The 12,672-nt window shown below is 69.5% G+C and carries 11 protein-coding genes; 6 read left to right on the forward strand and 5 right to left on the reverse strand.

The window, feature by feature from the left end:
- Positions 1 to 4 precede the first annotated feature (4 nt).
- The gene (locus tag ACWC09_RS04295) at positions 5 to 565 is read right to left on the reverse strand and encodes a universal stress protein (RefSeq protein ID WP_450848335.1); all 561 of its coding nucleotides are present in this window, start codon (positions 563 to 565) and stop codon (positions 5 to 7) included.
- Positions 566 to 892: 327 nt separating this feature from the next.
- Between ACWC09_RS04295 and ACWC09_RS04300 the strand changes: the two genes are divergently transcribed.
- The 4 genes from ACWC09_RS04300 to ACWC09_RS04315 all read left to right on the forward strand — a co-directional run bounded on the left by ACWC09_RS04300 (position 893) and on the right by ACWC09_RS04315 (position 5,119).
- A complete protein-coding gene (locus ACWC09_RS04300) occupies positions 893 to 2,185 on the forward strand; it encodes an extracellular solute-binding protein (RefSeq protein WP_450848337.1) in 1,293 nt (430 codons plus the stop codon).
- A gap of 9 nt (positions 2,186 to 2,194) precedes the next feature.
- On the forward strand, positions 2,195 to 3,193 hold the full coding sequence (locus tag ACWC09_RS04305; protein WP_450848339.1) for a carbohydrate ABC transporter permease: 999 nt from the start codon (positions 2,195 to 2,197) through the stop codon (positions 3,191 to 3,193).
- 65 nt (positions 3,194 to 3,258) lie between these two features.
- A complete protein-coding gene (locus tag ACWC09_RS04310; RefSeq protein ID WP_450848719.1) occupies positions 3,259 to 4,023 on the forward strand; it encodes a carbohydrate ABC transporter permease in 765 nt (254 codons plus the stop codon).
- A gap of 46 nt (positions 4,024 to 4,069) precedes the next feature.
- Positions 4,070 to 5,119, forward strand: coding sequence for an endo-1,4-beta-xylanase (locus ACWC09_RS04315; protein ID WP_450848341.1), 1,050 nt, complete (start codon positions 4,070 to 4,072; stop codon positions 5,117 to 5,119).
- 172 nt (positions 5,120 to 5,291) lie between these two features.
- Here ACWC09_RS04315 and ACWC09_RS04320 read toward each other — a convergent pair whose 3' ends face one another.
- The 3 genes from ACWC09_RS04320 to ACWC09_RS04330 form a co-directional block, all read right to left on the reverse strand.
- Positions 5,292 to 6,338 (reverse strand): LacI family DNA-binding transcriptional regulator, encoded by a 1,047-nt coding sequence (locus tag ACWC09_RS04320; RefSeq protein WP_450848343.1) that lies wholly within the window; start codon positions 6,336 to 6,338, stop codon positions 5,292 to 5,294.
- 235 nt (positions 6,339 to 6,573) lie between these two features.
- Positions 6,574 to 6,780 carry a DUF5999 family protein gene (locus tag ACWC09_RS04325; protein WP_450848345.1) on the reverse strand — a complete coding sequence of 69 codons (207 nt, stop codon included), beginning with the start codon at positions 6,778 to 6,780 and terminating at the stop codon, positions 6,574 to 6,576.
- Between the two features lie 386 nt (positions 6,781 to 7,166).
- A complete protein-coding gene (locus ACWC09_RS04330) occupies positions 7,167 to 7,751 on the reverse strand; it encodes a hypothetical protein (protein ID WP_450848347.1) in 585 nt (194 codons plus the stop codon).
- A 557-nt stretch (positions 7,752 to 8,308) separates the two neighbouring features.
- Between ACWC09_RS04330 and ACWC09_RS04335 the strand changes: the two genes are divergently transcribed.
- Positions 8,309 to 9,826 carry a glutamate-cysteine ligase family protein gene (locus ACWC09_RS04335; protein ID WP_450848348.1) on the forward strand — a complete coding sequence of 506 codons (1,518 nt, stop codon included), beginning with the start codon at positions 8,309 to 8,311 and terminating at the stop codon, positions 9,824 to 9,826.
- A 73-nt stretch (positions 9,827 to 9,899) separates the two neighbouring features.
- Here ACWC09_RS04335 and ACWC09_RS04340 read toward each other — a convergent pair whose 3' ends face one another.
- Entirely contained in the window at positions 9,900 to 11,666 is a 1,767-nt protein-coding gene (locus ACWC09_RS04340) for a substrate-binding and VWA domain-containing protein (RefSeq protein WP_450848350.1), read from the reverse strand.
- 184 nt (positions 11,667 to 11,850) lie between these two features.
- Between ACWC09_RS04340 and ACWC09_RS04345 the strand changes: the two genes are divergently transcribed.
- The gene (locus ACWC09_RS04345; RefSeq protein ID WP_450848352.1) at positions 11,851 to 12,651 is read left to right on the forward strand and encodes a CPBP family intramembrane glutamic endopeptidase; all 801 of its coding nucleotides are present in this window, start codon (positions 11,851 to 11,853) and stop codon (positions 12,649 to 12,651) included.
- The last annotated feature ends 21 nt before the right edge of the window (positions 12,652 to 12,672 follow it).

Below are 12,672 nucleotides of genomic sequence, written 5' to 3' on the forward strand. Positions count from 1 at the left end.
CCGCTCACGCGTCCCGCGGCCCTGGCGCCCTCAGCAGATCCCCCACATCAAGCCGCAGCCGCCATGCGTTACGACGATGTACGGCCGCCAACTCCGACTCCAGCGGCGACGGCGGCACCGCGAGGACCGGGCACGTGGCATGGGCCAGGCAGTAGCGGCTCGTCGAGCGGGCGAGGGCGCGGTGCAGTACGCCACGGCGGCCGGTGCCGACGACCAGCAGGTCGCTCTCCCGGTCGGCGGTGGCGACCAGCACCGGGCCCGGGGCGCCCCGGACGACGAGCGCGTGCATCGGGACGGCCGGGCCGGTCTCGCCGAAGATGTTGGTCAGGGCCGCGGCCAGCCGTCGGCGCGCCAGGCGCGGCCACTCCATGACCACCAGGGCCAGGGCGGTCGTGCGATGCGCCGCCGACGCCCCGCTGGGAGGCTCCCAGGCCAGCACCGGCCACAGTACGGCGCCCCGGCGCCGGGCCTCCTCGGCGGCGCGGCCCAGTGCGGTGAGGCTGCCCAGCGACCCGCTCACACCCACCACGACCCGGTCGGGCGGGGTGCCGTCCGTAGCGGACATGGCTCCCCTTTCTTCGTGACCCTCCTCCATCTCACTCCTGCCCCGAGCCCCTGACCACCCTCTGTTCAGAGGACTCCCGGTCGGCTCCGTAAGGTTCGTCGCCCAGATCGAATGTTTCGACCCCCCAGTCGAAAGGTCGACCCCGCATCCTCCTCAACATCCCCCGGCCACCAGCCCCTTGCTCGCAGATTGACCTCGTACAAGGGGTTGCCACCGTTTGGGAGCTGTCTCTAGGGTGCGGCAACAGCGAAGCTTTCTGGATCATCTCCGAAACTTTCGGTCCAGCGGACGGTCGTGGACACGCCGTCCCTACCCAAGGAGCGCATGATGGGCGATCGGGCACTGTCCCGCCGCGGCTTCCTGGCGGCCTCCGCCGCGGCCGGTCTGGGCATGACGGCACTGAGCGCGTGCGGCGGCGACTCGGACGGCGGGTCGTCGGACGGGACGACCGCGATCGAGTGGTGGAACATCTCCACCACCCAGCCGACGAAGAGCGTGTGGGCGGGGCTGGCCAAGAAGTTCGAGGCCCAGCACCCCAAGGTGAAGATAAAGATCGTCCAGCTGGAGAACGACGCCTACAAGTCGAAGATGACGGCGCTGACCGCCTCCGGGAAGCTCCCGGACATCTTCCACACCTGGGGCGGGGGAGTGCTGCAACAGCAGGTCGACGCAGGGCTCGTCGAGGACCTCACCGACCGGACCGGGCCATGGGCCGACGGTCTGCTGTCCGTGGCGAAGCAGCCGTACCTCCTCGACAAGAAGACGTACGGCATCCCGTTCGACATCGGCATGATCGGCTTCTGGTACAACAAGGCGCTCTTCAAGCAGGCCGGCATCACCACGCCGCCCACCACCTGGAGCGGCTTCCTCGACACGGTCAGGAAGCTCAAGGCGAAGAACATCACGCCCATCGCCCTGGCCGGCAAGGAGAAGTGGCCCGCCATGTACTACTGGGCCTACCTCGCCATGCGCACCGCCGGCATCGACGCCCTGCAGAAGGCCGACGAGAACAAGGACTTCAGCGATCCCGGGCTGGTCCAGGCCGGACAGCACCTCAAGGACCTGGTCAAACTCCAGCCGTTCCAGAAGGGGTTCCTCGGCGCCTCGTACTCCACGCCCACCGGCCAGGCGGCCACCATGGGCAACGGCAAGGCGGCCATGGAGCTCATGGGCCAGTGGGCCCCGGTCGTCGAGGCCGACGCGGGCAAGGGACTCGGCTCGAACCTCGGCTTCTTCCCGTTCCCGGCCGTCGACGGCGGAAAGGGCGCGATCACCGAGGTGTTCGGCGGAGGCGGTGGACACGCCCTGCGCAAGGGCGCCCCGCAGGCGGCTGTCGACTTCCTGAAGTTCTTCGCCTCCGAGGCCACCGACCTGGAGCTGGTGAAGAAGACCGGCGTCCTGCCGGTCGTCCCGGCCGCCGAGAGCGCCCTCAGCGACCCCAACACCAAGGCCGTACAGGCCCAGTTGAAGGGAGCCACCGGCTTCCAGCTCTACCTCGACCAGGCCTACGCGCCCGCCGTCGGCCAGGAGGTCAACGACAGCGTCACCGCGCTGATCGCCGGTTCCAAGTCCCCCGAACAGGTCACGCAGTCGATCACCAAGACCGCGAAGGAAGCGTAGTAGCCGGCGATGACCTCCACTTTCCTCCCGGACAAGCGGACGGGCCCCGACGTCGCCCGCACCTCCCCGGCCGCCAAGCCGGCCCGGGGGCGGGCGCGTCGGCGCCTGCTGAACTGGCTCACCGCGGTCGGCTTCCAGGTGCCCGCGCTGGTGCTGTTCATCGGGCTCGTGATCCTGCCGATGCTGTTCGCGCTGTACGCCGCCTTCTTCCGCTGGGGCGGCTTCGGCATGCCCTCCGACTACACGGGCACGGACAACTTCACCCGTCTCTTCCAGGACGACGTCTTCCTCGGCGACCTGTGGCGCTGCGGGGTCCTGATCGTCCTGTCCCTCGCGCTGCAACTGCCGTTCGCGCTCGCCATGGCCGTCGCCCTCAACCAGCGACTGCGCGGCCGGGCCGTCTACCGGATGCTGTTCTTCGCGCCGTACGTCCTGTCCGAGGCCATCACGGGCGTGCTGTTCAGCATGATCTTCGCGCCCGACGACGGACTCGCCGACCACGTCCTCGGCTCCATCGGCCTCGGCGGTATCGGCGGGGAGTGGTTCGCCGACCCCTCGTACGTCATGGCGACCCTCTTCCTGGTCATGACCTGGAAGTACTTCGGCTTCCACATGATGCTCTACCTGGCCGGACTCCAGTCCATCCCCGCCGAGTTGACGGAGGCGGCCCTCATCGACGGGGCGGGTCCCTGGCAGCGCTTCCGCAACGTCACCCTCCCGCTGCTCGCGCCCACGCTCCGCATCAGCGTCTTCCTGTCCGTCATCGGGTCGATCCAACTCTTCGACCTGGTCTGGGTGATCACCCAGGGTGGCCCCGACCACCACTCCGAGACGATGGCCGTGACTATGTTCCAGTACGGCTTCAAGCGGTACCAGGTCGGCTACGCCAGCGCGATCAGCGTGGTCATGTTCGGCATCTGCCTCGTCTTCGCCCTCGCCTACCAGCGGTTCGTGCTCCGCCGCGACCTCGAGGGCGCCACCACCACGATGCGGGGGGACGGCAAGTGACCCGGAAGACCAGGGCAGTTCGGACCCTGCCGCTGCACGTCGTCCTCGTCCTCGTCGGCGCGGTGATGGTCGTACCCCTGGTGTACGCCGGGCTGTCCGGCTTCAAGTCGACCGCCGAGCTGTCCAGCAACCCCTTCGGGCTGCCCGAGCACTGGCTGACCGGCAACTACACCGGCATCCTCGGCTCGGGCGACTTCTGGCGGCTGGTCGGCAACAGCACGCTGGTCGCGGTGGCGACGACCGCGATCGTGGTCGCCGTGTCCGCGCTCGCGGCCTTCTCCTTCGCCCGATTCGCCTTCCGCGGGCGGGAGTTGCTGTTCACCTTCTTCACGATGGGGCTGATGTTCCCCTTCGCGGTCGCCGCGCTCCCGCTGTTCCTGCTCCTGCGTTACCTCGGCCTGCTGGACAACCCGCTCGGCGTGATCCTCCCGCAGGCCGCCTTCGGGCTGCCGATGACCATCATCATCCTGCGCGGCTTCTTCCGGCAGATCCCGGGCGAGCTGGAGGAGGCGGCCACGCTCGACGGCTGCAGCGCCTTCGGGTTCTTCTGGCGGGTGCTGCTGCCCATGGCCCGGCCCGCACTCGGCACGGTCTCCGTGCTCGCCGTCGTCACCAGCTGGAACAACTTCTTCCTGCCGCTGCTGGTGTTCACCGACGCCAAGTGGTGGACGCTGCCGCTCGGTGTGGCGCAGTACCAGGGCCAGTACTCGGCGGACTACGCCCGTGTCTTCGCCTACCTCGTCCTGGCGATGGTCCCGGCCCTCGCCTTCTACTCGGTCGCCGAGCGCCAGCTCGTCGGCGGCCTCACCGCCGGCGCGACGAAGGGATGACACGCGCCGACACGGCATCGCACCCCACCCCGTGAGGAGTCGCACCATGCCCAAGAACCGCCTCAGACTCGTCGGCGCTCTCGCCGCGGTCCTGGTCGCCGCCGGTCTCACCACCGGCACGCCCGCCCAGGCCCAGAACAGGCCCGCCACCCTCGCCGACCTCGCCCAGCGCCACGGCCGCTACTTCGGCAGCGCGACCGACAACCCCGAACTCACCGACACCGCCTACACCTCCTTGCTCGGCGGCGAGTTCGACATGATCACGCCCGGCAACGGCATGAAGTGGTACGCCACCGAGCCCCGACAGGGCGTCTTCGACTGGACGAACGGCGACCAGATCGTCGACCTCGCCCGGAAGAACCATCAGCGGGTGCGCGCCCACACCCTGGTGTGGCACAGCCAGTTGCCCAGCTGGCTCACCGGCCGCGAGTGGACGGCGGACGAGCTGAGAGCCGTGCTCAAGAAGCACATCCAGACCGAGGTACGGCACTACCGCGGCAAGGTCTACTCGTGGGACGTCGTCAACGAGGCGTTCAACGAGGATGGCACCTACCGGGAGACCATCTGGTACAAGACGCTCGGCCCGGGCTACATCGCCGACGCCCTGCGTTGGGCCCACCAGGCCGACCCGCACGCGAAGTTGTACCTCAACGACTACAACATCGAGGCCGTCGGCCCGAAGTCGGACGCCTACTACCAGCTGGCGCAGGACCTCAAGGCCCAGCACGTCCCGCTCGACGGCATAGGTCTCCAGGCCCATCTGGCTCTCCAGTACGGCTATCCGACCACCCTGGAGGACAACCTCCGCCGCTTCTCCGAGCTCGGCCTCGACACCGCGCTCACCGAGGTCGACATACGGATGATCCTGCCGGCGACCGACGCGAAGCTCGCCCAACAGGCAGACTGGTACCGGGACTTGACGTCGGCGTGCCTCGCGGTGCGGCGGTGCGTGGGCATCACGGTCTGGGACTACACCGACAAGTACTCCTGGATTCCGGCGTTCTTCCCGGGTCAGGGCGCCGCGCTGCCGTGGGACGAACAACTGCGGCCCAAGCCCGCGTACTTCGCGATCAGGGAGGCGCTGGGCGGCAAGTAGCGGCACAACACCGGACGCCCCGGCGGCATTTAGGGGAGCAGCCGGGGACCGGCCCGGCCCGGTGGTGGGCGTGCCCCACCGGGTCGGTGCCGGATCGGTGGGTACGCGGAGAGCGTGGGCGCCGACGGTACGAGGGTCGGCGCCCCGTCAGGCCGACGGGAAGGCGGCGCTCTCAGCCCGCCTCGGCGACCGGTGCCGTGCTCGCCCGCACCACCAGTTCGGTGCCCAACTCCACGCGCGGAGAGTCCGGTTGCTCGTCGCGGGCCAGACGCAGGACCGTACGGACCGCCAACTTGCCCATGTCGGCGAGGGGTTGGCGGACCGTCGTCAGTGGTGGTGCCGACCAGCGGACTTCCGGAAGGTCGTCGAAACCGACCACGCTCATGTCCTCCGGCACCCGCAGACCGCGCCGACGCAGGGCCTCGATCGCGCCGAGCGCCATCTGGTCGCTGGCCGCGAAGATCGCGGTCGGTGGTTCGGGGAGGTCGAGGAGGGTGGTGCAGCCGGTGAAGCCGGACTCGGGGTGGAAGTCGCCGGGGACGACGAGGGTGTCGTCGAGGGCGATGCCGGCGCCCTCCAGGGCGGCGCGGTAGCCGTCGAGGCGGGCGCGGGAGCAGAGCAGCCGGGGCGGGCCCGCGATCAGACCGATCCTGCGGTGGCCCAGCGACAGCAGGTGCTCGGTGGCCGCCATGCCGCCCGACCAGTTGGCGGCGCCGATGGTGGGGACGTCGAGGGCGGGGGAGCCGGCCGGGTCGACGACGACGAGCGGGACGCCGAGGGCGCGCAACTCCTCGTGCAGGACCGGCTCCAGGGCCGAGGTGACCAGGATGACGCCGTCGGAGGCGCGGGCGCGCAGGTTCCGCATCCATTCGCGGGCGTCGCCCGAGCGCCCATGGATCGCCGACACGACCGTGCCGACACCGGCCGCGTGCGCGATCTCCTCCACACCCCGGATGATCTCCACCGCCCAGGGGCTGTCCAGGTCGTTGAAGACCAGGTCGAGCAGCGCGGCGCCGGAGCCGGAGGCCGCGGTGCGCTTGCGGTAGCCGTGCCTCAGCAGCAGGTCCTCGACCCGGGCCCGGGTCCTGGGCGACACATCGGACCGGCCGTTGACCACCCGTGACACGGTCGGCACCGAGACCCCGGCCTGCCGGGCGATCTCCGTGATCGTGACCTTGCCCCGGGTCTCGGATGCCGCCTCGGCCTCGTCTGCTGCCAATTCCCCCACCTCCATGGACGCCGCCGCGAAACTTTCCAGAAGTCTTCCGGAAAACGGGCGTCGGTGGGAAGGGTGATCACCACCGGATCGCCGCACGGCCCTCGCCACCACCTCTATACGCACGGGTAACTACGGGGTGTGATCACCCCCGGACGTGCGTCGGGGCCGGCTCGCGGCTTGGCTCCGCGACCGGCCCCTGGAATACACCGGACGGCTCGGCGCCGCCCGGTCCGCCTCAGGCGGCCGTCATCACCTGGCCGGCACCCATCGAGCGGTGCGGGGCGATGATCTGGCCGTCGGGCAGGAGCTCACCGGTGTCCTCGAAGAGCAGAACGCCGTTGCACAGCAGGCTCCAGCCCTGCTCCGGGTGGTGCGCCACGAGTCGGGCGGATTCCCGGTCGGCGGAGTCTGCTGAAGGGCACGGTGGCTGGTGCTGGCACATTGGTGGGATCTTTCGCTGGGTTGTGAGATGTGAGATGGCTGTCGTGTCTGTTCCGCGGCTTGAAGCGTTGTCCATGGCCGCCCCCCGTTGTCATAAGTCGGTCCAGTCCAGTGTTGCCCCACGGACGTCAATCCGCAGGCATTTCGACGCACCACTTCTTCACAGGTTGATGACGCTTCACCCGGGCGGGCGGTTCAGTCCAACTGCACTGTCACTTCGGGTGGTTCGCAGTGGTCGGATGGGGCTAGTCCGTACAGGTCAGAAGGATATCAAGGCTCGTACGAGCGACTAATTGCTCGTACGAGCGTAATGCCGCCGGAAAACAGCGCCGTGCCCCGTCACCGGAATTCGGCGACGGGGCACGCGGGCGGTCGGGGTGCGGAATGTCAGGCGATCTGGCCGAGCAGCGGGGCGGGAGTCACCCGATGGGTCAGCACCGGGAGCAGCTCGGCGACGCGGTGCGGGCGGTGCGCCGCGATACCGGGTGGGGCCGGCGCCAGCGGGACGAGCAGGTCGGTGGCGGCGGGGTGACCGACGGCGCCGTCGGCCGTGCTGTCGCCGTGCAGCCAGAGGGTGAGCATGTACAGGCTCGGTACCGACAGCAGGCGCGGCTGGTAGGGCTGCTTCATCGTCTCGGCCTGGCGCAGGGCGTGCTCGGTGGAGGCGATGTAGGGGCCCTCGAAGAAGTGCGAGAAGGCCCAGCCGTCGGGGGTCAGCATGGTCTCCGCCGCGGCCACCGCGCGGTCGGCGCAGCGGATCAGGAAACGCCACCCGGTCAGCCGGGTGGCGGAGATGCCCGCGGGGGTCAGCTCGTCCAGCACGTGTACGGGCAGCGGGAGCTCGGGGGTCGCGGGCCCCTGGGCGCGCAGCAGGGAGGGCGTTCGGGCCTCGCGGACCGCGGTGGGCGAGGCAAGTGCGGTGAGGACGGTGCGAAGTGCGGGCGCGGGAGCCGGGGGTACATGCAGCGGCATGGTGGGTCGCCTCTCATTCGACAGGCACGGTGGCGCGAGGGCGTGGCGGGGGCGGACGGCGCTGTCTGCTCACGAGGCGAGAGAGGCGGGGGCCGGGGTCTGGGTACGGTGAGCGTGGCTGAGGCCTGCCGCACGTCACCTGGACGGCAGGTTCCATGACCGGGGCGCCAACCCTCTGCCTTGTTAGTGGAGTTTATACGACATATGTTCAGACGGTGTTTCGTCTAACCGTTTCCGGAGCACCCGGCAAGGGCGTATCCGGTCGGCGATGCGCGGGAATCATCCCGATTCCGCTCCGGGGTTACGGCGGTGACCTCGCACAAGAGCCCGGAAGCGGTCGGCCAATTCTCGTCGGCGTTTTTCACGAGTTCGTTGTCGGCGTGAAACTGCACCGTGCTCCATGCCCGGTGAATGTGCCTCCGGTCACATCCGTCCAGAGTAGCGGGCGACGGCCTCGCGTGGGGACGTTATCGATCGCCGACGCTGGGCATCATCCCCCGTGACCTGACACCGGCGGTCGGGATCTGCCGACCGCCCGATCGAGGAGGGACGCTTCGATGGGGGAGAAGGTCGTGGCAGGTCGGTTCGATCTGTCCGAGCGGCAGCTCTACCGGGCCAAGCTCCGCAGGTGCCTCGCGGGGCTGGAGCGACTCCTGGCCGAGAAGCGGTTCGATCGCCCCAGGAACCTCATGGGGCTGGAGATCGAATTGAATCTGACCGGGGCCGACGGCATGCCGAAAATGCTCAATGGACAGGTCCTGGAACGGATCGCAAGTCGAGATTTCCAAACAGAACTCGCCATGTTCAACCTGGAAGTCAACATAGCCCCACATCGATTGGAGGGGCGGGTATTCGACCGGCTCGCCGAGGAACTCAGGACCTCATTGGCATATGCCGATCGTAAAGCGGGCGAGCTCGACGCGGGAATCGTGATGATCGGCATTCTGCCGACCCTCGACCGGGACGACCTGGTCTCCTCGAACCTCTCCGACGTCGACCGCTACGCCCTCCTCAACGACCAGATCGTCGCCGCCCGCGGGGAGGACTTCGTCCTCGACATCGACGGCGTCGAGCGCCTCACCTGCACCTCCAAGTCCATAGCGCCGGAGGCCGCCTGCACCTCCGTACAGCTGCACCTCCAGGTCACCCCGGCCCGCTTCGCCGACGTGTGGAACGCCGCGCAGGCCGTCGCCGCCGCCCAGATCGCCGTCGGCGCCAACTCGCCCTTCCTGTTCGGCCGTGAGCTGTGGCGTGAGTCCAGGCCGCCGCTCTTCCAGCAGTCCACCGACACCCGGCCGCCCGAGCTGCAGGCCCAAGGGGTGCGGCCGCGCACCTGGTTCGGGGAGCGGTGGATCTCCTCCGCGCACGACCTCTTCGAGGAGAACCTGCGCTTCTTCCCGGCTCTCCTGCCGATCTGCGACAAGGAGGACCCGCTGGACGTCCTCGACGCGGGCGGCGTCCCGAAACTCGCCGAACTCGTCCTGCACAACGGCACGGTGTACCGCTGGAACCGCCCGGTCTACGGCATCGCCGACGGCGTCCCGCATCTGCGCGTCGAGAACCGCGTCCTGCCGGCCGGCCCCAGCATCACCGACGTCATCGCCAACGCGGCCTTCTACTACGGGCTTGTTCGCGCCCTCGCCGAGGAGTCCCGGCCGGTCTGGACCCGGCTGCCCTTCGAGGCCGCCGCCGCCAACTTCGACGCCGCCTGCAAGCACGGCATCGAGGCCCGCCTGGAATGGCCGCGCCGCGGCCGCTACGGCGGTACCACGGAGGTCGACGCGGTGACCCTGGTCCGCGACGAACTCCTTCCGCTCGCCGAGGCCGGCCTGGACGCGTGGGGCATCGAACCCGCCGACCGCGACCTCTACCTCGGCGTCATCGAGGAACGCTGCCGCCGCCGCGTCAACGGCGCCTCCTGGCAGGCGGCCACCTTCCACCGGGCCCTGGAGACGGGCCTGTCCAGGGACGCCGCACTGGCGGCCACGACCCGGAGGTACAGCGAACTGATGCACACGGGGGAGCCGGTGCACACCTGGCCGGTGGGCTTGCCGGAGCCGGTGCCGCTGGGGTGAGGACGACGGTGGGAAGGCCGGCTCACGACGGGTGACTCGAGGAGTCGACGGGAGCCGGGGGCCGTGCCGGCGCTCAGTCCTCGCCCTGTGCCCCCGCCGCCACGATCGCCTTGAGGATCACCGACTGGATCTGGGACGGGTTGGTGACCGACTGACCCGAGCCGCCGGTGGCCTTGGCGATCTCCTCGGCTTCGTCCCGGTCGGCGTCGGGGCCCACGGCGATCATGATCAGGGGAACCGGGCGCTCGGGGTTGGTGAGTCTCTGGAGTTCGGAGATGAGCCTGGCGCGGGTGATGCTGCCGGGGTCCTGGTTGACGCCGTCGGTGAGGATGACGAGGGCGTTGAACTTCCCCTTGGCGTACGACGCCGTGGCCGCCTTGTAGGCGGCGAGCGTGGTGTCGTAGAGACCGGTCGCCCCGTCCGGCACCGGCTGCAGGGCGCCGAACGCGGCCGACAGCTTGTCCCGTTGGGTGCCGCTGCCCTTCTGGTCGCCGAGGCGTTCGGTCGGCACCAGGACGCGGTAGTCCCTGTCGCCGTCCAGCTTGGTGGAGAACTCCCACAGCCCGATCTCGTCCTCCGGCGTGAAGGTGGCGAGAGCCTGCAGCAGCGACGCCTTGGTGACGTCCATCCGGGACTGGCCGCCCGTCCCCGGCACCGCCTCGGCCATGGAGCCGGACGCGTCCACGACCGTGGTGAGCCGGGCGCTCTGCACCGTGATCGTCCAGGTGCCGAGGACCTCCTGCAGCGCCGTGTCCGAGGCCGGCTGCACTGCGGCCTCGGCGTACGGCTGCGGGCTGCTCCCACCGGCCTCGGCGACCACCGCCTCCGGCGCCGACTCGTCGGAGGTCCGGAAGCCGTACTTCTCCAGGAGCCGCGCCTGGGCGGGCTGGCGCAGGTAGTTCATGAACCGCAGCGCGGCCCGGCTCTGGTCGGTGGTCAGCTGGCCGACCATCGCGTACGGGTAGTCGAGCTCGGGCGAGCCGTCCTTGGGATAGAACATGTCCAGACGGGAGCCGCTGTCGGCGGACTCGTTGTACGAGTACGCCGCCTGCTCGGTGAGGACCAGCGCCTCGTTGCGCTTCGGATTGCCCAGCTCGGTCCCGGAGTTGTCGCGCGGCAACGTGTCCACGACCTGGCTGTCGCTGTCCGAGATGCGCTGCGACAGCGTCTTCATCATGGCCGCGGCCTGCGTCTGACCGCCTTTGAGCTTCGCGGTTGCCGTGCTCAGCCGGGTCAGCGCCAGCAGCCCGGTCGCACTGCGCGCGGGGTCGGCCGCACCCAGCTTCAGCGAGTCGTCCGTCATGGTCGCCCCGGCCAGCTCGATCCAGCTGTACGTCTTCTTCGGCCACCCCAGCGACTTCGCCGCCGTCGGCACCATGGCCATCCCGATCGGCGTCGAGGCGACCGCTCCCGCCGGGGTCAGGTCGGTCGCGGCGCTGTTCGCCGTGATCCGGTCGATCCACAGCTGCGAGTCCGGCACCCAGACCTGCGCGTCGGTCTTCTTGTCCGAGCTCAGTGTGTCCGCGACCTTGTACGAGTCACGCGCGGTCACCGAGACCGCGACACAGCGCCCGTCGGAGGTGATGTCGCTCTCCCGGGCCCGCTTCGCCGCGGCCGTCAGGGCGGGGGCGATGTCCGGCGAGGCGGCCAGCTCCAGCCGCACCGGATTGTCCTGGCAGGACGAGCCGAAGGAGAGCAGTCCGCTCTTGACCGCGCCCGCCGTGCCGCCGGCGACGGTCAGGACGAGAACCGTCGCGATGGCCACCTGCCGGCGGCGCACACGTGGGCGGGGGCCGCTGCCGCCCGCCCCATACTGATCGGGCAAGCTGTGACGTCCCATGACGGTGGTGCCCCTCCCTGTTGAACCTCGTGCCGCATCACGGCCGTATGGCAGGCAAAGGGGAGGTACGCCCCGTACGGTGCCCGTCCCCCCAACGGCCTAGCGCACGATCTTCGTAACTTCTTTCGAGACACTAGCGGGGGGACGATGTGGATGAGGCGGGATTGCTGAATTGGAGTCAGGTGTGCAGGCAGAGGCGGGTCCGATGGCCGATTCTTTTCCTCCGGAGAGGCTCTCGCGACGAATCCTCCGTGACGAGACACTGCTCGTTCTGGGGCTTTCGCTCGGTGCGAGTGGAGTGTCCGCCCTGATCAGCTTTGTCGGATCGGTCACGAAACCGGGCGGCCTCAAGGATCAGGCGGCGACCCTCAACGCCTCGGCCGCACCGGGCCGCCCCTGGCTGGATCTCGCCTGGCAGCTGTTCGGGATCGCGACGGCTCTGGTGCCCGTCGCACTCGTCGCGCACCTTCTCCTGCGGGAGGGCGGCAGCCTGCGCACCCTCGGCTTCGACCGCACCCGGCCCTGGCCCGACCTCGGTCGTGGCGCCGGTGTCGCGGCGGTGATCGGCAGCACCGGAATCGCCTTCTACCTGGCCGCACGCGGCCTCGGCTTCAACCTCACGGTGGTGCCGGAGGCGCTGCCCGACGTGTGGTGGAAGTACCCCGTGCTGATCCTCTCGGCGATGCAGAACGCCATCCTCGAAGAGGTCGTCGTCGTCGGCTATCTGCTGCGGCGGCTGGGTCAGTTGGGGTGGACGCCCGGCACCGCGCTGGTGGCCAGTTCCGTACTGCGTGGTAGCTACCACCTCTACCAGGGCATCGGCGGCTTCATCGGCAACATGGTGATGGGCGTGGTCTTCGTGTACCTGTACCGGCGCTGGGGCCGGGTGGGTCCCCTGGTGGTGGCGCATTCCCTGCTCGACATCGGGGCGTTCGTCGGCTACGCGCTGCTCGCCGGAAAGGTGGGCTGGCTGCCGACGGCGTGAGGCGCCGGCAGCCTCTCGTAC

Source organism: Streptomyces sp. NPDC001617 (genome assembly GCF_053596855.1).

Coding starts and splice junctions, on each gene's coding strand:
- ACWC09_RS04305 (WP_450848339.1), top strand. CDS start 2,195: ATGACCTCCACTTTCCTCCCGGACAAGCGGACGGGCCCCGACGTCGCC.
- ACWC09_RS04325 (WP_450848345.1), bottom strand. CDS start 6,780: ATGTGCCAGCACCAGCCACCGTGCCCTTCAGCAGACTCCGCCGACCGG.
- ACWC09_RS04330 (WP_450848347.1), bottom strand. CDS start 7,751: ATGCCGCTGCATGTACCCCCGGCTCCCGCGCCCGCACTTCGCACCGTC.
- ACWC09_RS04300 (WP_450848337.1), top strand. CDS start 893: ATGGGCGATCGGGCACTGTCCCGCCGCGGCTTCCTGGCGGCCTCCGCC.
- ACWC09_RS04335 (WP_450848348.1), top strand. CDS start 8,309: ATGGGGGAGAAGGTCGTGGCAGGTCGGTTCGATCTGTCCGAGCGGCAG.
- ACWC09_RS04340 (WP_450848350.1), bottom strand. CDS start 11,666: ATGGGACGTCACAGCTTGCCCGATCAGTATGGGGCGGGCGGCAGCGGC.
- ACWC09_RS04295 (WP_450848335.1), bottom strand. CDS start 565: ATGTCCGCTACGGACGGCACCCCGCCCGACCGGGTCGTGGTGGGTGTG.
- ACWC09_RS04315 (WP_450848341.1), top strand. CDS start 4,070: ATGCCCAAGAACCGCCTCAGACTCGTCGGCGCTCTCGCCGCGGTCCTG.
- ACWC09_RS04310 (WP_450848719.1), top strand. CDS start 3,259: ATGGTCGTACCCCTGGTGTACGCCGGGCTGTCCGGCTTCAAGTCGACC.